Consider the following 21,679-nt stretch of genomic DNA (forward strand, 5'->3'; position numbering starts at 1 on the left):
TAAGCTGCGACGCGTGACGATTGCACCGGCGCCCATCGTGAGCCGGCCCAGCCCGGCTCACGTGGTCGAGAAGGGCTCGCGGCTGTCGAACCTGCTGCGGACCACCGACCACAAGACCATCGGTCTGATGTACATGACCGTCTCGTTCGTGTTCTTCATCCTGGGCGGGCTGATGGCCATGCTCATGCGTGGCGAGCTGGGGCGGCCGGGTCTGCAGTTCCTCTCCCCGGAGCAGTACAACCAGCTGGTCACCATGCACGGCACGATCATGCTGCTGATGTTCGCGACGCCGCTGTTCTTCGCGTTCTCGAACCTGATCATGCCGCTGCAGATCGGCTCGCCCGACGTCGCCTTCCCGCGGCTGAACGCGCTGTCGTTCTGGCTCTTCCTCTTCGGCAGCCTGATCGTGGTGTCCGGCTTCCTCACCCCCGGCGGCGCGGCCGACTTCGGCTGGTACGCCTACGTCCCGCTGTCGGACGCGGTGCACTCCCCGGGCCCCGGCGCCAGCATGTGGTTCGCCGGCCTGGCGGTGAGCGGCCTGGGCACGATCCTCGGTGCCGTCAACTTCATCACCACGATCGTCTGCCTCCGGGCGCCGGGGATGACGTTGTTCCGGATGCCGATCTTCACCTGGAACACGCTGGTCACCAGCCTGCTGGTCCTGTTCGCCTTCCCGATCCTCACCGCCGCGCTCATGGGCATGCTGGCCGACCGCAACCTCGGCGCCCTGATCTTCTCGGAAGAGAACGGTGGGCCCATGCTGTGGCAGCACCTGTTCTGGTTCTTCGGGCACCCCGAGGTCTACATCATCGCGCTGCCGTTCTTCGGCATCGTCACCGAGATCATCCCGGTCTTCGCCCGCAAGCCGCTGTTCGGCTACAAGGGCATGGTCTTCGCCACCATCTCCATCGGGGCGCTCTCGCTGGCCGTGTGGGCCCATCACATGTACGCCACCGGGGCGGTGCTGCTGCCGTTCTTCGCCTTCCTGACCTACCTGATCGCCGTCCCGACCGGTATCAAGTTCTTCAACTGGATCGGCACCATGTGGCGCGGTCAGATGACCTTCGAGACGCCGATGCTGTTCTCGGTCGGCTTCATGATCACCTTCCTCCTCGGTGGTCTGACCGGTGTGCTCCTGGCCAGCCCGCCGCTGGACTGGCACGTCAACGACAGCTACTTCGTCGTGGCCCACTTCCACTACGTCGTCTTCGGCACCGTGGTGTTCGCCGCCTACGCCGGCATCTACTTCTGGTTCCCGAAGATGTGCGGCCGGATGATGGACGAGCGGCTGGGGAAGCTGCAGTTCTGGATGACGTTCATCGGCTTCCACGGCACCTTCCTGATCCAGCACTGGCTGGGCAGCTCGGGCATGCCGCGCCGGTACGTCGACTACCTGCCCACCGACGGCTTCACCACGATGCACGCGATCTCGACGGTCTTCTCCTTCGTGCTGGGGGCGGCCACCATCCCGTTCATCTACAACGTGGTGCGGTCGTGGAAGTACGGGAAGCTCGCCCTGCGCGACGACCCGTGGGGCCACGGCAACTCCCTGGAGTGGGCGACCTCCTCGCCGCCGCCGCGGCACAACTTCGTGGAGATCCCGCGGATCCGCTCCGAGCGCCCGGCGTTCGAGGCCCACTACCCGCACCTCCTCCAGCGGCTGCAGGACGAGGCGCACGCCGGCAAGCGCCACGAGCCCTACGGCGGTGTGAGCGAGCTGGTCAGCGGCACCGGTCCCCGGCAGGGTGAGAAGGACCCCGACCCGACCTGAGGAAGGGCCCCTCGCCCCCCACGCCTCGCTCCGCTCGGCGCGGGACCCTGCGAGGGGGCCGTTCCAGCGCGTCACCTGATGCCCCGCCGGCCCGGAGGCCGGCGGGGCGTCGCGCGTCCGGGGTGGACGCGGACGAGGGGACCCGCCGGGAGTCGCCCGGACGGTGCGGCACGATGGCGGGGTGCCACTCGACCCCGCTCCGCACCACAGCCCTGCGCCGCTCCCGCAGGTCCCGCGCGCGGTGCTGACCGTCACCGGCGCGGACCGGCCCGGTGTCACCGCCCGGCTGTTCGCCGCCCTCGCCCGCAGCGAGGCGGACGTGCCGGCGGTCGAGGTCCTCGACGTCGAGCAGGTGGTCGTCCACGGGCACCTGGTGCTCGGGGTCGTCGTCGGCGCGGCCGCCACCGACGGCGGCCCCGCCGTCGACGAGCCGACTCTTCTCGCCCACCTGCGCCGGGTGGCGGACGACGTCTCGACGGCGGTCGGCGTGGAGGTGACCGTGGAGTCGGCATCCGCCACCCCGGCGCGGGAGGGTGCGGCCGGGCGGGCGCACCACGTCATCGTGCTCGGCCGGCCCGTCCCTCCGGAGGCCGTGGCGGGCGCCACCCGTGCCATCGCGGGCATCGGCGGCAACATCGACGCCATCCGGCGGCTCTCGGACTACCCGGTGACCAGCTTCGAGCTGACCGTGTCGGGGGCAGAGGCGACGGCGCTGCGCACGTCGCTGGCATCGGTGGCGGCCTCCACCGGTGCGGACATCGCCGTCGAGCGGGCGGGCCTGGCGCGGCGCAGCAAGCGGCTGATCGTGCTCGACGTGGACTCCACCCTGGTGCGCGGCGAGGTCATCGACGAGCTCGCCGCCCGCGCCGGCCGGGCGGCGGAGGTCGCCCGGATCACCGCCGCGGCCATGAACGGCGAGCTGGACTTCGCCAAATCGCTCCGGGCCCGGGTCGCCGTGCTCGCCGGCCTGCCGGTGGAGGTGCTCGACGAGGTGCGCGAGCACCTGGTCCTCACCCCGGGAGCGCGCACCCTGATCCGGACGCTGCAGCGCCTCGGCTTCCGCTGCGGGATCGTCAGCGGCGGCTTCACCCAGATCACCGACCCGCTGGCCGAGAGCCTCGGGCTGGACTTCGCGGCGGCCAACACCCTCGAGGTGGTCGACGGCCGGCTCACCGGGGGACTCGTCGGAGAGATCGTGGACCGTCCGGGGAAGGCGCGTGCGCTGGCCCGGTTCGCGGAGCAGTACGGCATCCCGCTGGAGCAGACGGTCGCGGTCGGGGACGGCGCCAACGACCTGGACATGCTCAACGCGGCGGGGCTCGGCATCGCGTTCAACGCCAAGCCGATCGTGCGGGAGCAGGCGCACACGGCGCTCAACCAGCCGTACCTCGACGCCGTCCTGCAGGTGCTCGGCTTCACGAGGGACGAGGTCCTCGACGCCGAATAACCACCCCGTCCACCGCGACGATCAGGGAACCTGACCGTGCAGCGTCCTCCCTCACGGAACACCGTGAGGGAGGACGCTGGATGGTGAGGGAGGACGTCGATCGGCGGGCTCAGGGCCGGTGGACCTGGCCCTCGAGCTCGACCCCCGCCGTGCGCAGCTGGTGGAGGGCGGCCTCGACCGTGCCCTCGGCGACGCCCGCGGTGAGCGGCAGCAGCACCCGGGTGGCCAGTCCTTCCGCGACGGCGTCCAGGGCGGTCGCCCGCACGCAGTGGTCGGTCGCGATGCCGACGACGTCGACGGCATCCACCCCACGCTCCTGCAGCCACCGGGCCAACGGGACGCCGTCGGCGGCGCCCTCGAAGCCCGAGTAGGCGGCGGCGTACTCACCCTTGTCGAACAAAGCCTCGATCGGACCGCGGTCCAGCGCGGGGTGCAGCTCGACGCCGCCGCTGCCGACGACGCAGTGCGCCGGCCAGGTGTCGAGGAAGTCGGGGGAGTCGGCGAAGTGGCCGCCCGGGTCGATGTGGTGGTCCCGCGTCGCGACGACGTGCGCGTAGTCGCCGCCCGCCGTCCGCAGGTGCTCGGTGACGGCGGCCGCGACCGCGGCGCCGCCGGCCACGGCCAGGCTGCCGCCCTCGCAGAAGTCGTTCTGCACGTCGACGACGATCAGGGCACGGGGCACGGTCGCTTCCTCCGGTTCAGGCTGGAACGGTCTCGAGGACGGCCTCGCCGCGCGAGAGCGCCCAGGCCTCGGGGGGCAGGGCCGCACGGACCCGGGCGTGGTGCTGCCGGGCCCGGCGCAGAAACTCGGCGGGCGAGGTGGGGTCGCAGGGGTCGCCGGACCGGACCAGCGGGACGACGAGACCCCGGTCGCCGTCCCGCGGCTGGATCGGGGCGCTGGTCACCACCTCGGCGGTGGCGAACCCGTCGGCGGAGTGCCGGCGGACGGCGGACTTGCGCCCGCCCACGGAGTTCTTGCCCTCCGACTTCTTCGCCACCGGGACGCCGTCCCGTTCGACCAGCTTGTAGACCATGCCGGCCGTCGGTGCCCCCGACCCGGTGACCAGCGAGGTGCCCACGCCGTAGCCGTCGACGGGTGCGGCCATCAGTCCGGCGATGGCGTACTCGTCGAGGTCGCTGGTGACGATCACCCGCGTCCCCGTGGCATCGAGCTCGTCGAGCAGCTCCCGGGCTCGGGTGGCCAGGGTGGGCAGGTCGCCGGAGTCCAGGCGGATCGCGCCCAGAGCGGTCCCGGCGACGTCGATCGCCGTCCGGATGCCCTGCTCGACGTCGTAGGTGTCCACCAGCAACGTCGTCCCGACCCCCAGCGTGTCCACCTGGGCGCGGAAGGCCGCGCGCTCGTCGTCGTGCAGCAGGGTGAACGCATGCGCGCTGGTGCCGGTGGTCGGGAGACCGTAGCGGCGGCCGGCCTCCAGGTTGGAGCTTGCCCCGAAGCCGACGAGGTGCGCCGCGCGCGCAGCCGCCACGGCCGCCTCCTCGTGCGTGCGCCGGGAGCCCATCTCGATGCAGGGACGCTCGCAGGCGGCGGCCACCATGCGGGCCGCCGCCGAGGCGATCGCCGAGTCGTGGTTGAGGATCGACAGGGCCAGCGTCTCCAGCAGCACACCCTCGCCGAACGAGGCGTGCACGGTGAGGACCGGCGAGCCGGGGAAGTACAGCTCGCCCTCGGCGTAGCCGTCGATGTCGCCGCTGAAGCGGAAGTCGGCGAGCCAGTCCAGCAGCCGCTGGTCGGTCAGCCCCTGGGACCGCAGGGCGTCGAGCTCGGCGTCGCCGAACCGGAAACCGGGGAGCGCCTCGAGCAGCCGCCCGGTGCCGGCCAGCACCCCGTACCGGCGTCCGTGGGGGAGGCGGCGGGCGAACACCTCGAAGACGCAGTCCCGGTCCGCCGTGCCGTCGGCGAGCGCAGCGGCCAGCATCGTCAGCTCATAGCGGTCGGTGAGCAGCGCGGTAGCCGTCGGCATGGCACCGGAGCGTAGGCGGGCCGGGAGCCCTCGGCCGAGCCGCGTCATAAGGTGGACCCGTGGCCGGACCGCTCGCTCCGACTCGGACCCCCGAGACGATGGCAGAGGAACGCGGCGAACTCGACCGCCCGTGGGTCACCATCGTGTGGAACGACCCGGTCAACCTCATGAACTACGTGACGTTCGTCCTGCAGGAGCTCTTCGGTTACGACGAGCCGACGGCGACGACGCTGATGCTGCAGGTCCATCACGAGGGGAAGGCCATCGTGAGCTCGGGTCCGCGGGAGCGGATGGAGCACGACACCAGCCGGCTGCACGCCTACGGGCTGTGGGCCAGCTACCAGCGGGACTCGTGACGAGCGCCGAGGAGATCCGGTGAAGCCGTTCCGTGCGCGACGCGGTCAGGTGGTGGCGCGCCTCGACCGGGCCGAGGCCGGCGTGGTCGGGCTGCTGCTGGACCAGCTGGAGCAGCTGCTCCTCGCCGACCCGGAGGACAGCACCGGCGACCCGGTGATCACCCGGCTGTTACCGGCGGGGCACCGATCCGACCGGGCGCTGGCCGATGACTACCGCGACCTCACCGAGCAGACGCTGCGCGAGGGGAAGGCCGACGACCTCGCCACCGTGCGCGCCACCCTCCCGGCCGACGGGGGAGATGTGCGGCTCGATGCCGACCAGGCCGGCGCCTGGCTGCGCACGAGCAACGACCTGCGGCTGGCGCTGGGCACCCGGCTGGACATCAGCGAGGAGTCCGAGCCGCCGGAGGAGATCGTCGACGACGGCGACCACCAGCTGGCCGTCTACTACTGGCTCACCGCGCTGCAGGGCTCGCTCGTCGACGCACTGGTCGCCGCTCGCGCCGGCCGAAGGTGAGCAGGACGAGCGCCGCTACCAGCAGGTCTAGGGCGAACAGCACGTAGACCATGCCGTGCAGCTCCACCCCGGCCACCATCGCGCCGATCGTGGACACCAGGACCACGGCCGAGATCGTCAGCAGGAGCAGCAGGAGGACGCCGCGCAGCACGACGATCGTGACGACCGAGGCCCGGTCGGCGGGCTCGGCGGCGCTGTAGCCGCGGTGCCGGAACAGCCCTCGGAAGCCGAGGAGCAGCGCCGGAAGGGCCAGCAGCACGACGCCGGCGGTCAGGAGCGACGGGACCCACACGGGGCCGACGGTATCGGTCCTCGGCCGTTCTCCCGACGGCCGGTCGCCGGGCCCTCCGGGGGCGACCCCGGGGGTCCCGCAGCGGGCCGCCTAGACTGGCGCCGTGCTGCGCATCGACCGCGCGACCTACGACGCCATCGTGGCCCATGCCCGGAAGGACCATCCGGACGAGGCCTGTGGCGTCGTCGCCGGCCCGGAGGGGACCGAGCGCCCCGAGCGGATCGTGCCGATGCTGAACGCGGCCCGGTCGCCGACGTTCTACGAGTTCGACAGCGCCGACCTGCTGGCCCTGTACCGCGACCTGGACGACCGGGACGAGTGGCCCGTCGTCGTCTACCACTCGCACACCGCCACCGAGGCCTACCCCTCGCGCACCGACATCGGGTACGCCTCCGGTCCCGCTGCCGACCCCCGGACCCACTACGTGCTGGTGTCCACCCGGCACCACGGGCCGGAGACCGGCCTGGCCGGCGACGATGTCGAGTTCCGCAGCTACCGCATCGTCGACGGGGAGGTGTCCGAGGAGGAGGTCGAGATCGTCGAGTCCTACCTGTTCGGCCACTCGCCGACGACGGTCGTCTACGACTGAAGAAGCACCCTCCTGCCCCCACCGCTCGCAAGCTCGCGGCGGGACCCTGCAGGAGGGCCACCGCCGCGTGGAATCCCGCGCGGCCACCGGGCGTTGCCCGGCTCAGACGCACCACCGCTGCTCCGCGCAGCGAACCTTCGCATCGACGTTCCCGAGGAGAACCACGCCATGGCCATCGAGGTCCGGATCCCGACCATCCTGCGCACCCACACCGGCGGCAACAAGACCGTCGAGGGCAGTGGGGGCACCCTGGCCGCGCTGATCGACGACCTCGACAGCCAGCACGCCGGCCTGAAGGACCGCCTCGTCACCGAGGAGGGCAAGCTGCACCGCTTCGTCAACGTCTACGTCAACGACGAGGACGTGCGCTTCACCGGCGCCCTGGACACCGAGGTGAAGGACGGCGACTCGGTGACGATCCTGCCGGCGGTCGCGGGCGGCTGCTGAGCGACCCACCTCCGGTGCCGGAGCGGAACGGCTGCGCCGTGCTGCCTGGCCTGGTCCGCCGCTAGCACCGTTCCCGTCCCCGTATCCCGGGAGAGTTCTCATGGCCCGCTTCGCCTCCCTCGTCGACTCGCTCGGCGGCACCCCGCTCGTGGGGCTGCCGAACCTGTCGCCGACCTCTGACGTGCGCCTGTGGGCCAAGCTCGAGGACCACAACCCCACCGGGTCGATCAAGGACCGCGCGGCGATCAGGATGATCGAGGCCGCCGAGAAGGAGGGGCTGCTGCAGCCCGGCTCGACCATCCTGGAGCCGACCAGCGGCAACACCGGCATCTCGCTGGCCATGGTCGCCCGGCAGCGCGGCTACAAGCTGATCTGCGTCATGCCGGAGAACACCTCGGTGGAGCGTCGGCAGCTGCTGGAGATGTACGGGGCGCAGATCATCCCCTCGCCGGCGGCCGGTGGCTCCAACCAGGCCGTCGCCGTCGCCAAGGAGCTCGCCGCCGAGCACGACGACTGGGTGATGCTCTACCAGTACGGCAACCCGGCCAATGCCCTGGCGCACTACGAGGGCACCGGCCCGGAGATCGTGGCCGACCTGCCGTCGATCACCCACTTCGTCGCGGGCCTCGGCACCACGGGCACGCTGATGGGCGTCTCGCGGTACCTGCGCGAGCACAAGCCGGGCGTGCAGGTGATCGCCGCCGAGCCGCGCTACGGCGAGCTCGTGTACGGGTTGCGCAACATCGACGAGGGTTTCATCCCCGAGCTCTACGACGCCTCGCTGCTGGACTCCCGGTTCTCCGTGGGCCCCGAGGACGCGATCCACCGCACCCGCCAGCTGGTGGAGCGGGAGGGCATCTTCGCCGGCATCTCGACCGGCGCGATCCTGCACGCGGCCCTCGGCATCGCCGACAAGGAGGTGGCGGCCGGGCGCAAGGCCGACATCGTCTTCATCGTGTGCGACGGCGGCTGGAAGTACCTCTCCACCGGTGCCTACGCCGGCACTCTGGAGGAGGCGACGTCCGCTCTCGAGGGCCAGCTCTGGGCCTAGAAGGTCGAAGGACCCCTTTCTCCCCACCCTTCGCAGGCTCAGGGCGGGTCCCTGAGAGGGGGCCTCTGCCTCTGCCCCCACGCCTCGGTGAAGGCCCCCGTCCTCCCCGCCCCTCGCGAGCTCGGGGCGGTGCCCTGGACGGGGCCGCCTCTGAAGGGCGGCCGTTCCATCACGTCACCAGGCTCACAGCAGGCGCGGGGAGCGGCCGGTTAGCCTGGCGCACGACATGGGGACGACGCGGCCGGGTGCGGATGCACCGATCGGCATCTTCGACTCGGGCGTCGGTGGGCTCACCGTTGCCCGCGCAGTGCTGGACCAGTTGCCCGGCGAGGGGGTCCGGTACATCGGCGACACGGCGAACGGCCCCTACGGCCCCTTGCCCATCGCCGAGGTGCGCCGGCACTCCCTCGCGGTGATGGACGAGCTGGTCGACAGCGGCGTGAAGATGCTCGTGGTCGCCTGCAACTCCGCCAGCGCCGCCTCGCTGCGCGACGCCCGGGAACGCTACGACGTCCCGGTCGTCGAGGTGGTGCTGCCCGCCGCGCGCCGGGCCATCGCCGCCACCCGCAACGGCCGGATCGGGGTCATCGGCACCCAGGCCACCGTCACCAGCGGCGCCTACGACGACGCGTTCGCCACCGCGCCGCACGTGTCGGTCACCTCGGCGGCGTGCCCGAGCTTCGTCGACTTCGTGGAGCGCGGGGTCACCAGCGGCCGGCAGCTGCTCGGCCTCGCCCAGTCCTACCTCGACCCGCTGCTGGTGGCGGTCGTGGACACCGTCGTCCTCGGCTGCACGCACTACCCGCTGCTCACCGGCGTGCTGTCGGTGGTCCTCGGCGACGGCGTCACGCTGGTGTCCAGCGCCGAGGAGACGGCGAAGGACGTGTACCGGGTGCTCACCCGCGCCGACCTGCTGCGCGATCCCGACGCACCCCCGCCGGAGCACGTCTTCCTCGCCACCGGTGACCCGGAGCCCTTCGCCCGGCTGGGGCGACGGTTCCTGGGCCCGGAGGTCGGCGCGGTGCTGTCGGCCGGAACGGTGGGGGCGGCGTGAAGCTCACCGTCATCGGGTGCTGCGGCAGCGGCCCCGGGCCCGAGTCGCCGGCCTCCTGCTACCTCGTCGAGCACGCCGGCTTCCGGCTGGTGCTGGATCTCGGCAACGGCTCGTTCGGAGCGTTGCAGGGCATCATCGACCCCGGGTCGGTGGACGCGGTGTTCCTCTCGCACCTGCACGCCGACCACTGCCTCGACGTCGCGCCCTTCGTGGTGTGGCACCGCTACTCCGGCAGGGCGGCCCGGTCGCTCACCCCGCTGTACGCGCCGGTGGGCGCGGAGCGGCGGCTGGCGCTGGCCTACGACATGGACGGCGACGGTCTGACCGACGTCTTCGACTTCGTCCCGGTGGGCCCGGGCGCGTTCCGCCTGGGGCCGTTCGGCGTCGAGCTGGCCCGGACCGCGCATCCGGTCGAGACCTATGCCATCCGGCTCACCGCGGGCGGCCGGTCGCTGGTCTACACCGGCGACACCGGCCCGTCCGACCGGGTGATCGAGCTGGCCCGCGGCGCCGACGTGCTGCTGGCCGAGGCGGCGCATCCGGACAACGTGCCGGAGCAGCCGCCGGGGCTGCACCTCACCGGTCGGCAGGCTGCCCAGCACGCCGCCGCGGCGGGCGTCGGGCGTCTGCTGCTCACCCACGTGCCCCCCTGGGTCGACCACATCGGTCAGCTGTTCGCCGCCAGCTCGGTGTTCCCCGAGACAGAGCTCGTGCGCCGGGGCGGGGTCTACGAGATCTGAAAGAGGACCCTCCTGCTCCCACCACGCGCAGGCTCGCGGCGGGCCCCTGCAGGAGGCCGCTTGCCGGTCGAGCGGGGAGAGGGCACGGTGAGCCGCGTGGAGGAGGAACGCGACGGCGTGGCGCTGAGCCGCCTCGACTCGCCGCTGGGCGACGGCCTCGGCGTGACGAAGGGGCAGCTCGTCGACTACCTGGACGCGGTCGCTGACCGGCTGGTGCCGCTGCTGGCCGGCCGGCCGCTGTCGGTGGTGCGGGTGCGCCCCGGTCAGCGCCCGTTCATGCAGCGCAACGTCAGCAAGGGTGCGCCGGGCTGGGTGCGCACGGTCGCGGTGTGGGCCGAGTCGGCGCACCGCGAAGTGCACCAGGTGCTCTGCGACGACCGCCGGACGCTGCTGTGGCTGGCCAACCAGCGTGCGGTCGAGTTCCACGTGCCGTTCCTGCCGGCCGGGTCCCGGGAGCCCACCGGCCTGGTGCTCGACCTGGACCCGCCGGACGGCGCGGACTTCTCCGCCGTCGTGGCCACGGCCCGGCTCGCCCGGCAGGCCCTGGAGGACGCCGGGCTGGCGGGTGCGGTGAAGACCAGCGGCTCCTCGGGGCTGCACGTCGTGGCGCCCGTCCACGGGTCACCGGTCGAGGACGTCGCGGCCGCCACCCGTGCACTGGCGCACCGGGCCGCCCGGCTGGACCCAGCGATCGCGACGACGGCGTTCCTCAAGGAGGAGCGGCACGGCCGGGTGTTCGTGGACTCCACACGGTCGGGGACGGGCACGATCGTCGCCGCCCACAGCCCGCGGGTGCGCCTGGGGCTGCCGGTATCGACGCCGGTGGACTGGGCCGTCCTGGAGTCGATCCGGCCGGGCGAGGCCACCGTCGCCTCCGGGGCCGAACGGCTGGGCGACTGGTCGGCGCTGCTGCCCGAGCCGCAGCACCTGCCCGCCGAGCTGGTGGCGGAGGGACAGACCATCCCGGTCGCCCGGGTGGCCGCCATGCACGAGGGGAAGCGGCGGGCACGGGCCCGGCGCGCCGCGGGGAGCGGCTGACATCCCGTCGCACCGGCCGGGCCGGTCCACACTCCTGACCGTCGTCCACAGATGGGCCGACGACGGCGGTTCTGTCGGCACCGCTGCCCAAGCTGACCGGCATGACGACCGATCCCCAGACCCTCGCCTGGCTCGACCAGGAGGACAGCCGGCTGGCGCAGACCATCCGGGCCTACCGCGTCGCCGTGCAGTACGTCATGCGCGGCGAGGAGTCCGATGAACCACCGTTCGGCTACACCGTCGGCCTGTTCGGGGTGGGCCATCCGGAACTGGTCGTGGTGGGGGTGGGCCACGAGACCGCCTGCGGCATGCTGAACACGGTGGCCGGCCTGGTCCTCGACGGGCGGGACCTGCTGCCCGGGGAGGTGATCGGGCAGGACGACCACCGCGGGCGGATGCTCACCGTGGAGTTGCTGCCCAACGCGGCCGAGGTCCTGTTCTCGGCGAACCGCTTCTACCAGCGCCCCGACGAGTTCTCCGTGCCGGCGTACCAGCTCACCTGGGCCCACACCGGCGGGCTCTTCCCGTGGGACGCGGGGTATCCCTGCCCGCCCGAGTGCCAGCCCCGGCCGGGGACCTGGCGGGCGTGACGCTAGTCCAGGCCGAGGTCGCGGCGCAGCTTGGCGACGTGCCCGGTGGCCTTGACGTTGTACGAGGCGCGCTCGATCCGCCCCTCGGCGTCGATCACGAACGTCGAGCGGATGACCCCCACGACATCCTTGCCGTACAGCTTCTTCGGGCCGTAGGCGCCGTAGGCCTGCATCACCTGCTTGTCGAGGTCGGACACCAGCGTGATCCGCAGGCCTTCCTCGTCCCGGAACTTCGCCAGCTTCTCGACCGGATCGGGGGAGATCCCCACGATGTCGAGCCCGGCGTCGGCGAGGTCGCCGGCTGCGGCGGTGAAGTCGACCGCCTGGGTGGTGCAGCCGGGGGTGAGCGCCGCGGGGTAGCAGTAGACGATCACGCGCCGGCCCCGGAAGCCGGCCAGCGAGACCGGGTTGCCGTCGGCGTCGGGGAGCGTGAACTCCGGCGCCTGGTCGCCGGCAGCCAGGCGAACGGGAGCGACGTCGGTCTCGGTCATGCCCCGATCCTGCCGTGTCGTGCCGCTCCGGGCACGTGCGGGCTGCGCGGCTCATCCGGCGAGGAAGGAGAAGCGCACCTGCCGCTGGTGGTTGTCGGTGTTGGTGTCGACCAGGCAGATCCGTTGCCAGGTGCCCAGCATCAGGCGGCCCTCGAGCACCGGCACGCTGGTGTGCGGGGGCACGAACGCTGGCAGCACGTGGTCACGCCCGTGGCCGGGGCTGCCGTGGCGGTGCCGCCACCGATCGTCCCTGGGCAGGAGCTGGTCCAGCTGCGCGAGCAGGTCGTCGTCGCTGCCCGACCCGGTCTCCAGGATCGCCAGACCGGCCGTCGCGTGCGGCACGAAGACGTGCAGCAGGCCGTCGCCCTCGGTCCGCACGAACTCGGCGCACTCGTCGGTCAGGTCGACGACGACGGGGACCCCGCCGGTCCGGACGGCGCGCAGTTCCGATCTCATGGCGCCGATCCTCGCGGTCCGGGACGGTCTCCGCCGCGCGGGCCTCCGGTGGGCGCGCACTACTGTCGGCACCCGTGACCCAGCCTCGTACCACCCCCCGTGCCGACGGCCGCGCCGCCGACGAGCTCCGGCCCGTGACGATCACCCGCAACTGGCTCGACCACGCCGAGGGTTCGGTGCTGGTGGAGTTCGGCCGTACCCGGGTGCTCTGCGCGGCGAGCGTGACCGAGGGCGTGCCGAGGTGGCGCAAGGGTTCGGGGCTGGGCTGGGTCACCGCCGAGTACTCGATGCTGCCGCGGGCCACGCACACCCGCAGCGACCGCGAGTCGGTCAAGGGCAGGATCGGCGGCCGCACGCACGAGATCAGCCGGCTGATCGGGCGGTCGCTGCGCGCCGCGGTCGACCTCCGCGCGCTCGGCGAGAACAGCATCGCGATCGACTGCGACGTCCTGCAGGCCGACGGCGGCACCCGCACCGCGGCGATCACCGGTGCCTACGTCGCGCTGGCCGACGCGGTCTCCTGGCTGGGGGAGCGCAAGAAGCTCGCCAAGCCGGACGCCATCGTGCAGTCGGTGGCCGCGGTCAGCGTCGGCGTCATCGACGGCGAGCCGCGGCTCGACCTGCCCTACGAGGAGGACGTGCGGGCCGGCACCGACATGAACGTCGTCTGCACCGCTGACGGCGGCTTCGTCGAGGTGCAGGGCACCGCGGAAGGTGCGGTCTTCGACCGGCCGACGCTGGACGCCCTGCTCGACCTCGCGGTGGCCGGGTGCGCGGAGCTGACCCGGCTGCAGGCCGAGGCGCTGGCCCGGGAGGCCGGCGCCCGATGAGCACGCGTCTGCTGCTGGCCACCCGCAACGCCGGCAAGCTCGCCGAGCTGCAGCGGCTGCTGGAGAGCGCGGTGCCGGGCGTGGCGGTCGTGGGTCTGCGGGACGTGGCCGAGTACCCGGAGGCGCCCGAGACCGGTGCGACGTTCGCGGAGAACGCGCTGCTCAAGGCGCGGGAGGCGGTTCGATACACCGGCCTGCCGGCGGTGGCGGACGACTCCGGGATCACCGTCGACGCGCTGAACGGCATGCCGGGGGTGCTGTCGGCACGCTGGTCGGGCCGGCACGGCGACGACGACGCGAACACCGCGCTCCTGCTGGCGCAGCTCGCCGACGTCCCCGACGAGCGGCGGGGCGCGGCCTTCGTGTGCGCCGCCGCGCTGGTCACCCCGGACGGCACCGAGCGGGTGCTGGAGCGGGAGTGGCGGGGAACGGTGATCCGGGAGAAGCGGGGCAGCAACGGCTTCGGCTACGACCCGGTGTTCGTACCGGCCGGCCTCGAGCAGACCTCTGCGGAGCTCGCGCCGGCGGACAAGGACGCCCGCAGCCACCGGGGTCAGGCCTTCGCCGCGCTGGTCCCCGTCCTCGCCGAGGCCGTGCGCGCTCGTTGAGCCATGGCCGAGGGGCCGGCGCCGGATCAGTTCCGACGGAAGGTGAACCCCAGCCAGGCCAGGGAGTCCTCCTCCTCCGGCTCGGCGTGCCGGCCGGGGCGGACGAGCTGCTCCTCGCCGGCCACCCGGTCCGCGGCGCCGAACTCCGGCGCCCGGTGCCGGCCGCGGGCGGGGGCGGCGGCGGGGGAGCGGACGACGGCGGCGCGCACCATGGCCGCAGGCGGCCAGGTGGTGGTGGGGGTGGCGCGGGAAGTCATGCCGGTAGATCGGCTCGGCCGCCGTCCCGCTCGAGACTCAGGCGGGTGCAGCCACCCTCGCGGGTGACGACGGTGTCCCGGCCGTGTGGCGCAGTGCACGCCGTCGCTTTCAGTGATCTCCGGGTATGGAGTTCCTGCGGCGCTTCCACTCCGCCGGTGCGCTGGCGATCGCGAACGTGCTCGTCGCGGTCCTCTGGACCTGACCCCTATCGGCGCGTGAGCCGCCGCGGATGAGGGCAATGACCGGCGATGCGAGTTCACGTGGACGCCGCCCGGACGCTGCGCCTCGACGACGGGACGCCGGTCACCGCCGCCTCCGGTGTGGTCCCGCTGGGCGACGGATGGCTCGTGGTGCAGGACGACTCGACGATCGCCGCCTGGCGGCGCCCTGACGGGGTGACGGCGCTGCGGGTGCTGCCGTCCGTCGAGGGACTCGACACCTTCCGGGCGGCCGAGGGCACCAAGCACCTCAAACCCGACCTCGAGGTGGCCTGCCCGGCCGAGGTGGACGGCGAACCGGCCGCACTGCTGCTCGGGTCCGGGTCCTCGCCGCGGCGCATGCGTGGCGTGCTGGTGCGCCTGGAGGACGGGGAGCCCGCCGTGCACGCGGCCGAGCTGGGCCCGCTCTACGAGCGGGTGGCCCAGCGGCTGGGGCTGCCGATGGACCACGTCAACCTGGAGGGTGCCAGCCGCCACGGCGATTTCGTCCGGTGGTTCAACCGGGGCAACCTCATGGCCGGTGTCCGGTCCGCGAGCGTGGACGTCCCGCTGGAGGGCCTGGTCGCCGCGGTGCTCGGCCGCGCAGCGGCGTCCGAAGTGGCGGTCGAGCAGCCCCGCGAGTACCAGCTCGGTGAGGTGGAGGGCGTGGGTCTGGCCGTGACCGACGCCATCGCCCTGCCCGATGGGCGGGTGCTGCTCAGCGCGGCGGCGGAGGACACCCCGAACGCCGTCGACGACGGGCCGGTGGTGGCGACCGCCATCGCGCTGGTGGACGGCGACACCGTGCTGGCCGTCGCCCCCATCCCCGAGGTGGACGGGCACGTGCACAAGGTGGAGGGGCTGGCTCTCCGGGGGGTCAGCGACGACATCGTGCACCTCCTGGCCGTCGTCGACGACGACGACCCGGAGACGCCCTCGGCCGAGCTGGACCTGCGGGTCGAGCTGGACTGACGCCGGTCCGCGCGACGTGCGGGAGGCGGGAGTCGAACCCGCACGCCCGAAGGCACCAGATCCTAAGTCTGGCGTGGCTGCCGTTACACCACTCCCGCGTGGAGCAGGAGTCTAGGGAACAGCCCACCCGGGTGCGCCTGGGCACCGTCGGCGAGCTGACCTGGAACGGGTCTGGCAGGCTGTCGCCGTGCCCCGCGACCCACGACAGATCCAGCTCGAGATCGACTCCGCCCGCGAGTCGCTCGCCGCCACCCTGGACCAGCTCGCGTACCGCAGCAGCCCGACGCGCCTGAAGGCCCAGGGCAAGGACGCGGTGCAGCGCTTCCTCCAGACGCCGGCGGGCCAGGCCACCATCGGCGCCGCCGGCCTCCTGATCACCCTCGTCGTGGTGCAGAAGGTGCGGCACCGCAAGGCGCCGAAGACCCGGAACCGCGGAGTCGCCGTGGAGAAGGCCCAGTACCGCAGGCGCTGACCCGCCCTGCTCGAGAACGACGAGACCGGCCCGTCCCCCGAGGGGGCAGGCCGGTCTCGTCGGTGTCCGAGGGGTCAGCCGGTCAGGCGCTGACCCGGTTGCGCACCAGCGGCAGGACGACGGTGTCGAGCACCTCGTCGGCGTAGGCCTCGTCGACCGGGCGACCGGTGAGCAGCCAGCGCTGTACCACCAGCGCGCTGATGCTCTCGGCGGCGACCGAGGTGCGGAACGACGGGTCGATCTCGCCGCGGGCTTCGGCGTTCTGCCACACCTGCTCGAACGACTGCCTCCACACCGTCAGGGGGCCGTTGCGGAACGCCTCGGCCAAGGCCGGCTGCCGCGGCATGGTCGACAGCAGGGAGAGGGTCGCCGCACCGGTGGGCCCGTTCACCACGCCGACGAACGCGTGCATGATCTGCCGCAGGTCACCTTCGAGGGAGCCCGTGTCCGGGGTGGGCACCTCCTCCCGGTTCAGGTCGGAGATCGTGTCGACCACCAGGTCCTGCTTGGTGCGCCACCGTCGGTAGATGGTGGCCTTGCCCACGCCCGCCTCCGCCGCGACTGCGTCCATCGTCAGTGCGCCGTAGCCGACGTCGGCGAGGAGCCGGAGGATCGCGGCGCGGATGACGCCGTCCCGACTGGGATCGCGGGGCCGGCCACCACGGCTGACGCGGGCGACTTCGGCGGTAGAGGGAGCGGCCATGGCGAAACCTTAGACAGTGATCATGTGAAGTTCCTGAGCGTCCCCTGCGAGTACCCCCGGAAGTGGGTTCCGATACGGCCGCGCGCCTGTCAGCCGCCTGAGCGCCGGTGCGTCACCCTGGATCGGTGGGAACCATCTGCGGCGGTGTCTGTGGATGCCGCCAGAACTGGGAGCTGCCCGGTCGCGCCGTCCGTGCCCTGCTGGCCACGTCGATCGGGCACGTCCTTCCGCACGTCTCCCGCACCGCCAAGGCCCTGGGCCTCAACGTCTACTCCTCCCCGCAGCTGATCGACGTCGTGGACGAGCGGGGCGGCACGGGTCTGGAGCGGCTGTTCCAGCGGCTGGCCCGGGAGCTGACGGCCGCCGAGACCGAGGCGGTGCGGGTGGCCACCGATCCGCCCGACGACGGCGCCGCGCTCACCGCCCGCCTGCTCACCGCACCCACGCTCGCCGTCGAGCTGGCCCGGCGGGGCGTCACGGTCGAGGTGGGCGTGCTGGCCGAGGCCGAGTTCTGGTCGGTGTACCAGCCGATCGTCTCGCTGGCCGACCGCTCCGTCGTCGCCCACGAGGCGCTGCTGCGGGGCGTGGTCGACGGCCGGGAGATCGGCGGTGGGGACCTGTTCTTCGTCGCCGAGTCCGCCGGCTGGCTGCACCGCCTGGACCGCATCGGCCGGGAATCGGCCATCGCCGGTGCCGTTCCGTGGCTCGGCGGTGACGACCTGTTCGTGAACTTCAACCCGACCTCGATCTACCGCCCGCAGGTCTGCCTGGCCAGCACCGAGCGCGTCGCCCACGAGACCGGCATCGACGCGCAGCAGCTGGTGTTCGAGGTCGTGGAGTCGCACGCCATCGCCGACCGCGGGCATCTGGTGTCGGTGCTCGAGCACTACCGGTCGCTGGGCTGGCGGGTGGCGCTGGACGACGTCGGCGCCGGCTGGTCGAGCCTGTCGCTGCTGGCCGCCGTCCGCCCGGAGGTGGTCAAGCTCGACAAGGGCCTGGTGCAGGAGCTGCCCGACGACGGGGCCCGCACGGTGCTCAAGGCCGTCATCGACCTGGCCCACCAGCTCGGCGCGATCGTCGTCGCCGAGGGCATCGAGACCGATCAGCTGGCTGAGGAGGTGACCGCGCTGGGCGCAGACATGGGTCAGGGCTGGCTGTTCGGGCGGCCGGTGCGCCCCGACCCGCCGGTCGAGGAGCCCGAGGGGCGCTGGCAGCCGGTGAGTCCGCACCGGGCTTGACTCCGGCCCTGGGCCGTCGAAGTCCGCCGTCCTCACCTCCGGGTCGCCGTCCTCGCGCTCCAGTACGAGGACGGCGGCCCGCAGGTGAGGTTCGCGAGATCAGTGGAGCGCCCAGCCGGTGAGCACCGGCCGGCCGTGCTCGTGGCCCAGGAGGCCGTACCGGCCGGCCGCCAGCGCGAACAGCGCCCCGGCTTCGGGCGGCAGCCCCAGCCACCGGGCGGTCAGCGCCCGTAGGACGTGCCCGTGGGCCACCAGCGCCACGTCGCCGTCGGCCAGCCGGGCGCGCGCCCGGTCCAGCACCCGGTCCACCCGCTGCCCCACCTCGGCGAGGGTCTCGCCCGGTGAGCTCCCCGGGACGGTCCCGTCCCACCAGACCGACCACTCCCGGCCCAGCTCGGCGCTGATCTCCGCCGTCGTCCGGCCCTCGTAGCCGCCGTAGTCGATCTCCGCCAGGTCCGGATCGACGGCGGTGGTCGCGAGCCCGGCCAGCTCGGCCGTCCGCCGGGCCCGCTGCAGGGGACTCACCCGGACCTCGACGAATTCGCGCCCGCCCAGCGCCGCCCGCAGCCCCCGGGCCTGGTCCTCGCCCTCGGGCAGCAGGGGCAGGTCCGTCGTCCCGGTGTGCTGGCCGGTCCGGCTCCACTCGGTCTGCCCGTGCCGCAGCACCACGATCTCGCCCACCGGGCCATCGAACACGCTGCCGGGAACACTCGCATGGACTGCCGTGCTGCCCCTGGCATGACCACCGCAGAACTCACCGACACCTTCGCCCTCGGCGGCGACCTGTCCGTCCACCGGCTCGGCTACGGCGCCATGCAGCTGCCCGGGCCGGGTGTCTGGGGGGAGCCGGCCGACCGGGACGGTGCGCTGCGCGTCGTCCGCGCCGCCGTCGAGCAGGGCGTGGACTTCATCGACACCGCCGACTCCTACGGGCCCTTCGTCAGCGAGCAGATCCTCGCCGAGGCCCTGCACCCCTACCCGGAGAACCTGGTCATCGCCACCAAGGCGGGGCTCACCCGCCAGGGCCCGGGCATCTGGACGCCCGTCGGCCGGCCGGGCTACCTCAAGCAGCAGGCGGAGCTGTCGCTGCGGCACCTGAAGGTAGACCGGATCGACCTGATGCAGCTGCACCGCATCGACGCCGACGTGCCCCTGGCCGACCAGCTCGGCGCCTTCAAGGAGCTGCAGGACGAGGGCAAGATCCGGCACATCGGCGTCTCCGAGGTGTCGGTGGAGGAGCTCAAGGCGGCGCGCGAGATCGTCGAGATCGTCAGCGTGCAGAACCTCTACAACCTGACCACCCGGCAGAGCCAGGACGTCCTCGACTACGCCACCGCCGAGGGCATCGCCTTCATCCCGTGGTTCCCGATCGCCACCGGCGACCTCGCCGCCCCCGACAGCCCGGTCGCCGACATCGCCCGCGAGCTCGACGCCACCCCGTCCCAGGTGGCGCTGGCCTGGTTGCTGCAGAAGTCGCCGGTCGTCCTGCCGATCCCCGGCACCAAGTCGGTCGACCACCTGACCGAGAACCTCGGCGCGGCCCGGCTGACCCTGTCCGACGAGGACATGGCCCGCCTGGACGCCCTGGCCTGAGCCTGCGTGGGTTTCGGCCGCGAATGCGACGAACTCGTGGTCATCGCGCGCTCGATGGCCACGAGTTCGTCGCATTCGGCCGAGCCCCAGCACCCGAGCTCACCCCCCGGCGCGGCGGCCGGATGCGGCGCGCGTCACCATGGCCGGGTGGATGCCGAGGACTTCCGTCAGGTCAAGGACGCCGTTCGCCAGTTGATCCGCGAATCGGTCGTGCCGCGCGAGGAGCAGATCGAGGACGAGGACCGCATCCCCGACGACCTGCGGGCGCGGGCCGCCGAGATGGGTCTGTTCGGCTACGCGCTGCCCGAGGAGCACGGCGGCCTCGGCGTCACGATGACCGAGGACGTGGAGCTGGCGTTCGAGTTCGGCTACACGACGCCTGCCTTCCGCTCGCTGTTCGGCACCAACAACGGCATTTCCGGCCAGGTGATCGCCAAGTTCGGCAGCGCCGAGCAGAAGAAGAAGTACCTGCCCGGGCTGTCGGCCGGGAAGCTCATCGGCTCCTTCGCCCTCACCGAGGCCGAGGCCGGGTCCGACCCCGCCGGTCTGCGCACGAACGCCCGCCGCGACGGCGACGGGTGGGTCGTCAACGGCAGCAAGCGCTACATCACCAACGCGCCGATCGCCGATCTGTTCGTCGTCTTCGCCCGCACCGACCCGGAGCAGAAGGGCGGCCGGGGGATCTCCAGCTTCGTCGTCGAGACGACGACGCCGGGCGTCACGGTCGGCCCCAGGGACAAGAAGATGGGCCAGTCCGGCGCCTGGACCAGCGAGGTCTTCTTCGACGACGTGCACGTGCCGGCCGACGCGCTGGTCGGCGAGGAGGGCCGCGGCTACGCCAAGGCGCTGACCGTGCTCTCCCGTGGCCGGCTGCACATCGCCGCCCTGTGCGTCGGCATGGCGCAGCGGGTGCTCGACGAGTCGGTCGCCTACGCCGCCACCGCCAAGCAGGGCGGGGCGCCGATCGGCCGCTTCCAGCTGGTGCAGGCCATGCTCGCCGACATGCACGCCGAGCTGCTCGCCGGCCGCAGCATGGTGCGCGACGTCGCCGCCCGCTACGACTCCGGCGAGGACACCTCGGTCGGCCCGTCGTCGGCCAAGCTCTTCTGCACCGAGATGGTCGGTCGCGCGGTGGACAAAGCGGTGCAGGTGCACGGCGGCATGGGCTACCTGCGGACGACGGCGGTCGAGCGCTTCTACCGTGACGCCCGGCTGTTCCGCCTCTACGAGGGCACCAGCGAGGTGCAGCGGGTGATCATCGGCGGCGCGCTGCTGCGCGAGGCCGGTATGGCCCGTGGCTGAGCGACCGTTGCTCTCCGCCGAGCAACGGGCGGTCCGCCGGGAGGCGGTCGGTGACCTCGGCGCCGCGCTGCGCGAACTGGTCGATGCCGCGGTGCGCACCGAGGTGCCGCTGGAGGAGCTGGCCGGCGTCGCCGGCGCCGTGCGTGAGCTGGCCGGCCGGCTGCGTGCCGACGGCCGGGGGCTGCACGACATCGCCTCGGTCGACGACCCCGAGATCGGGGAGCGCTGGTACAGCCCCGTGTACGGCCCCGGGAACCCGGTCGCGCCGCCCATGGAGGCGAGCAGCACCCCGGACGGGCGGGCCACCGGGCGCGTCACGCTCGGCAAGCCGCACGAGGGTCCGCCCGGGCTGGTGCACGGGGGAGTGGTGGCGACGATGCTCGACCACGTGCTCGCCCGGGCGGTGCGCGCCGCTGGACGGGGTGGGCTGACCGCCACGCTGACGGTCACCTACCGGCGGCCGGTGCACCTGGGCGTGCCGTTGCTGGTGACTGCGGAGCTCGGCGCCACCGAGGGCCGGCGGACCACCGCCACCGCCCGCCTGGTCGCCGAGGACGACCCCGACACCACGCTGGCCGAGGCCGAGGGGCTGTTCGTGGCGCTGCGCCCCGAGCGGGCCGCCGACGTCTTCGCCGCCATGGACCGCCAGGTCGGCGCCTGGACCAGCCGGAGCTGACCGCCGGCG

General features: G+C 72.9%; 27 protein-coding genes and 1 tRNA gene. 19 read left to right on the top strand and 9 right to left on the bottom strand.

From position 1 onward, the window contains the following. Positions 1–13 precede the first annotated feature (13 nt). Both ctaD and serB read left to right on the top strand, forming a co-directional pair. Complete coding sequence (ctaD, locus tag QOZ86_RS17120; protein WP_284493181.1) at positions 14–1,771, top strand: aa3-type cytochrome oxidase subunit I; 1,758 nt, start codon at positions 14–16, stop codon at positions 1,769–1,771. A 181-nt stretch (positions 1,772–1,952) separates the two neighbouring features. Continuing rightward, complete coding sequence (gene serB / locus QOZ86_RS17125) at positions 1,953–3,218, top strand: phosphoserine phosphatase SerB (protein ID WP_284493182.1); 1,266 nt, start codon at positions 1,953–1,955, stop codon at positions 3,216–3,218. A 109-nt stretch (positions 3,219–3,327) separates the two neighbouring features. Here the strand turns inward: serB and QOZ86_RS17130 are convergent, their stop codons facing one another. Beyond that, complete coding sequence (locus QOZ86_RS17130) at positions 3,328–3,900, bottom strand: isochorismatase family protein (RefSeq protein WP_284493183.1); 573 nt, start codon at positions 3,898–3,900, stop codon at positions 3,328–3,330. A gap of 16 nt (positions 3,901–3,916) precedes the next feature. Next, complete coding sequence (locus QOZ86_RS17135; RefSeq protein WP_284493184.1) at positions 3,917–5,200, bottom strand: nicotinate phosphoribosyltransferase; 1,284 nt, start codon at positions 5,198–5,200, stop codon at positions 3,917–3,919. A gap of 98 nt (positions 5,201–5,298) precedes the next feature. Here QOZ86_RS17135 and clpS point away from each other — a divergent pair, with 98 nt between their 5' ends. Both clpS and QOZ86_RS17145 read left to right on the top strand, forming a co-directional pair. Beyond that, positions 5,299–5,556 carry an ATP-dependent Clp protease adapter ClpS gene (clpS, locus tag QOZ86_RS17140; RefSeq protein WP_284493185.1) on the top strand — a complete coding sequence of 86 codons (258 nt, stop codon included), beginning with the start codon at positions 5,299–5,301 and terminating at the stop codon, positions 5,554–5,556. 19 nt (positions 5,557–5,575) lie between these two features. Then, the gene (locus tag QOZ86_RS17145) at positions 5,576–6,073 is read left to right on the top strand and encodes a DUF2017 family protein (RefSeq protein WP_284493186.1); all 498 of its coding nucleotides are present in this window, start codon (positions 5,576–5,578) and stop codon (positions 6,071–6,073) included. On the opposite strand, the gene QOZ86_RS17150 is transcribed toward QOZ86_RS17145, so the two are convergent. Further along, positions 6,012–6,365 (bottom strand): hypothetical protein, encoded by a 354-nt coding sequence (locus tag QOZ86_RS17150; RefSeq protein ID WP_284493187.1) that lies wholly within the window; start codon positions 6,363–6,365, stop codon positions 6,012–6,014. The genes QOZ86_RS17145 and QOZ86_RS17150 overlap by 62 nt on opposite strands. Before the next feature lie 103 nt (positions 6,366–6,468). On the opposite strand from QOZ86_RS17150, the gene QOZ86_RS17155 reads away from it, so the two are divergent. The 7 genes from QOZ86_RS17155 to QOZ86_RS17185 all read left to right on the top strand — a co-directional run bounded on the left by QOZ86_RS17155 (position 6,469) and on the right by QOZ86_RS17185 (position 11,874). Continuing rightward, positions 6,469–6,954, top strand: a complete 486-nt coding sequence (locus QOZ86_RS17155; RefSeq protein ID WP_284493188.1) for a M67 family metallopeptidase — start codon at positions 6,469–6,471, stop codon at positions 6,952–6,954. A 168-nt stretch (positions 6,955–7,122) separates the two neighbouring features. Continuing rightward, positions 7,123–7,401: a MoaD/ThiS family protein gene (locus QOZ86_RS17160; protein WP_284493189.1), complete on the top strand. Its 279-nt coding sequence runs from the start codon at positions 7,123–7,125 to the stop codon at positions 7,399–7,401. 100 nt (positions 7,402–7,501) lie between these two features. Further along, entirely contained in the window at positions 7,502–8,452 is a 951-nt protein-coding gene (locus tag QOZ86_RS17165) for a PLP-dependent cysteine synthase family protein (RefSeq protein WP_284493190.1), read from the top strand. Positions 8,453–8,678: 226 nt separating this feature from the next. Further along, positions 8,679–9,506, top strand: a complete 828-nt coding sequence (murI, locus tag QOZ86_RS17170; protein ID WP_284493191.1) for a glutamate racemase — start codon at positions 8,679–8,681, stop codon at positions 9,504–9,506. Next, positions 9,503–10,246 (top strand): MBL fold metallo-hydrolase, encoded by a 744-nt coding sequence (locus QOZ86_RS17175; RefSeq protein ID WP_284493192.1) that lies wholly within the window; start codon positions 9,503–9,505, stop codon positions 10,244–10,246. The genes murI and QOZ86_RS17175 overlap by 4 nt, the downstream gene beginning before the upstream one ends. A gap of 87 nt (positions 10,247–10,333) precedes the next feature. Then, positions 10,334–11,284: a DNA polymerase domain-containing protein gene (locus QOZ86_RS17180; protein WP_284493193.1), complete on the top strand. Its 951-nt coding sequence runs from the start codon at positions 10,334–10,336 to the stop codon at positions 11,282–11,284. 101 nt (positions 11,285–11,385) lie between these two features. After that, positions 11,386–11,874 carry a DUF4262 domain-containing protein gene (locus QOZ86_RS17185; protein WP_284493194.1) on the top strand — a complete coding sequence of 163 codons (489 nt, stop codon included), beginning with the start codon at positions 11,386–11,388 and terminating at the stop codon, positions 11,872–11,874. Between the two features lie 2 nt (positions 11,875–11,876). On the opposite strand, the gene bcp is transcribed toward QOZ86_RS17185, so the two are convergent. Beyond that, positions 11,877–12,365 (bottom strand): thioredoxin-dependent thiol peroxidase, encoded by a 489-nt coding sequence (bcp, locus tag QOZ86_RS17190; RefSeq protein WP_284493195.1) that lies wholly within the window; start codon positions 12,363–12,365, stop codon positions 11,877–11,879. Between the two features lie 51 nt (positions 12,366–12,416). Beyond that, the gene (locus QOZ86_RS17195; RefSeq protein WP_284493196.1) at positions 12,417–12,821 is read right to left on the bottom strand and encodes a YjbQ family protein; all 405 of its coding nucleotides are present in this window, start codon (positions 12,819–12,821) and stop codon (positions 12,417–12,419) included. Positions 12,822–12,895: 74 nt separating this feature from the next. Between QOZ86_RS17195 and rph the strand changes: the two genes are divergently transcribed. Together rph and rdgB are read left to right on the top strand one after the other, a co-directional pair. After that, positions 12,896–13,651, top strand: coding sequence for a ribonuclease PH (rph, locus tag QOZ86_RS17200; protein WP_284493197.1), 756 nt, complete (start codon positions 12,896–12,898; stop codon positions 13,649–13,651). Beyond that, a complete protein-coding gene (gene rdgB, locus QOZ86_RS17205; protein ID WP_284493198.1) occupies positions 13,648–14,259 on the top strand; it encodes an RdgB/HAM1 family non-canonical purine NTP pyrophosphatase in 612 nt (203 codons plus the stop codon). Before rph ends, rdgB begins: the two co-directional genes overlap by 4 nt. 26 nt (positions 14,260–14,285) lie before the next feature. On the opposite strand, the gene QOZ86_RS17210 is transcribed toward rdgB, so the two are convergent. Further along, positions 14,286–14,516, bottom strand: a complete 231-nt coding sequence (locus QOZ86_RS17210) for a hypothetical protein (RefSeq protein WP_284493199.1) — start codon at positions 14,514–14,516, stop codon at positions 14,286–14,288. Positions 14,517–14,765: 249 nt separating this feature from the next. Between QOZ86_RS17210 and QOZ86_RS17215 the strand changes: the two genes are divergently transcribed. Continuing rightward, positions 14,766–15,686, top strand: a complete 921-nt coding sequence (locus QOZ86_RS17215; RefSeq protein WP_284493200.1) for a DUF6910 family protein — start codon at positions 14,766–14,768, stop codon at positions 15,684–15,686. Positions 15,687–15,703: 17 nt separating this feature from the next. On the opposite strand, the gene QOZ86_RS17220 is transcribed toward QOZ86_RS17215, so the two are convergent. Next, positions 15,704–15,784: transfer RNA gene (locus tag QOZ86_RS17220), tRNA-Leu, on the bottom strand. A gap of 89 nt (positions 15,785–15,873) precedes the next feature. Here QOZ86_RS17220 and QOZ86_RS17225 point away from each other — a divergent pair. Further along, positions 15,874–16,158, top strand: a complete 285-nt coding sequence (locus QOZ86_RS17225) for a DUF3618 domain-containing protein (protein WP_284493201.1) — start codon at positions 15,874–15,876, stop codon at positions 16,156–16,158. Positions 16,159–16,240: 82 nt separating this feature from the next. Here QOZ86_RS17225 and QOZ86_RS17230 read toward each other — a convergent pair whose 3' ends face one another. Beyond that, positions 16,241–16,861, bottom strand: a complete 621-nt coding sequence (locus tag QOZ86_RS17230) for a TetR/AcrR family transcriptional regulator (RefSeq protein WP_284493202.1) — start codon at positions 16,859–16,861, stop codon at positions 16,241–16,243. Between the two features lie 125 nt (positions 16,862–16,986). On the opposite strand from QOZ86_RS17230, the gene QOZ86_RS17235 reads away from it, so the two are divergent. Then, positions 16,987–18,099 carry an EAL domain-containing protein gene (locus tag QOZ86_RS17235; RefSeq protein WP_284493203.1) on the top strand — a complete coding sequence of 371 codons (1,113 nt, stop codon included), beginning with the start codon at positions 16,987–16,989 and terminating at the stop codon, positions 18,097–18,099. 99 nt (positions 18,100–18,198) lie between these two features. Here QOZ86_RS17235 and QOZ86_RS17240 read toward each other — a convergent pair whose 3' ends face one another. Beyond that, positions 18,199–18,780 carry a histidine phosphatase family protein gene (locus QOZ86_RS17240; protein WP_284493204.1) on the bottom strand — a complete coding sequence of 194 codons (582 nt, stop codon included), beginning with the start codon at positions 18,778–18,780 and terminating at the stop codon, positions 18,199–18,201. A gap of 57 nt (positions 18,781–18,837) precedes the next feature. Here QOZ86_RS17240 and QOZ86_RS17245 point away from each other — a divergent pair, with 57 nt between their 5' ends. The 3 genes from QOZ86_RS17245 (at position 18,838) to QOZ86_RS17255 (ending at position 21,670) form a co-directional block, all read left to right on the top strand. After that, positions 18,838–19,692, top strand: coding sequence for an aldo/keto reductase (locus QOZ86_RS17245; protein WP_284493205.1), 855 nt, complete (start codon positions 18,838–18,840; stop codon positions 19,690–19,692). 147 nt (positions 19,693–19,839) lie between these two features. Continuing rightward, positions 19,840–20,994, top strand: a complete 1,155-nt coding sequence (locus QOZ86_RS17250) for an acyl-CoA dehydrogenase family protein (protein WP_284493206.1) — start codon at positions 19,840–19,842, stop codon at positions 20,992–20,994. Next, the gene (locus tag QOZ86_RS17255; protein ID WP_284493207.1) at positions 20,987–21,670 is read left to right on the top strand and encodes a PaaI family thioesterase; all 684 of its coding nucleotides are present in this window, start codon (positions 20,987–20,989) and stop codon (positions 21,668–21,670) included. Before QOZ86_RS17250 ends, QOZ86_RS17255 begins: the two co-directional genes overlap by 8 nt. Positions 21,671–21,679 lie beyond the last annotated feature (9 nt).

Source organism: Blastococcus capsensis (assembly GCF_030165005.1).
Classification (GTDB): domain Bacteria; phylum Actinomycetota; class Actinomycetes; order Mycobacteriales; family Geodermatophilaceae; genus Blastococcus; species Blastococcus capsensis.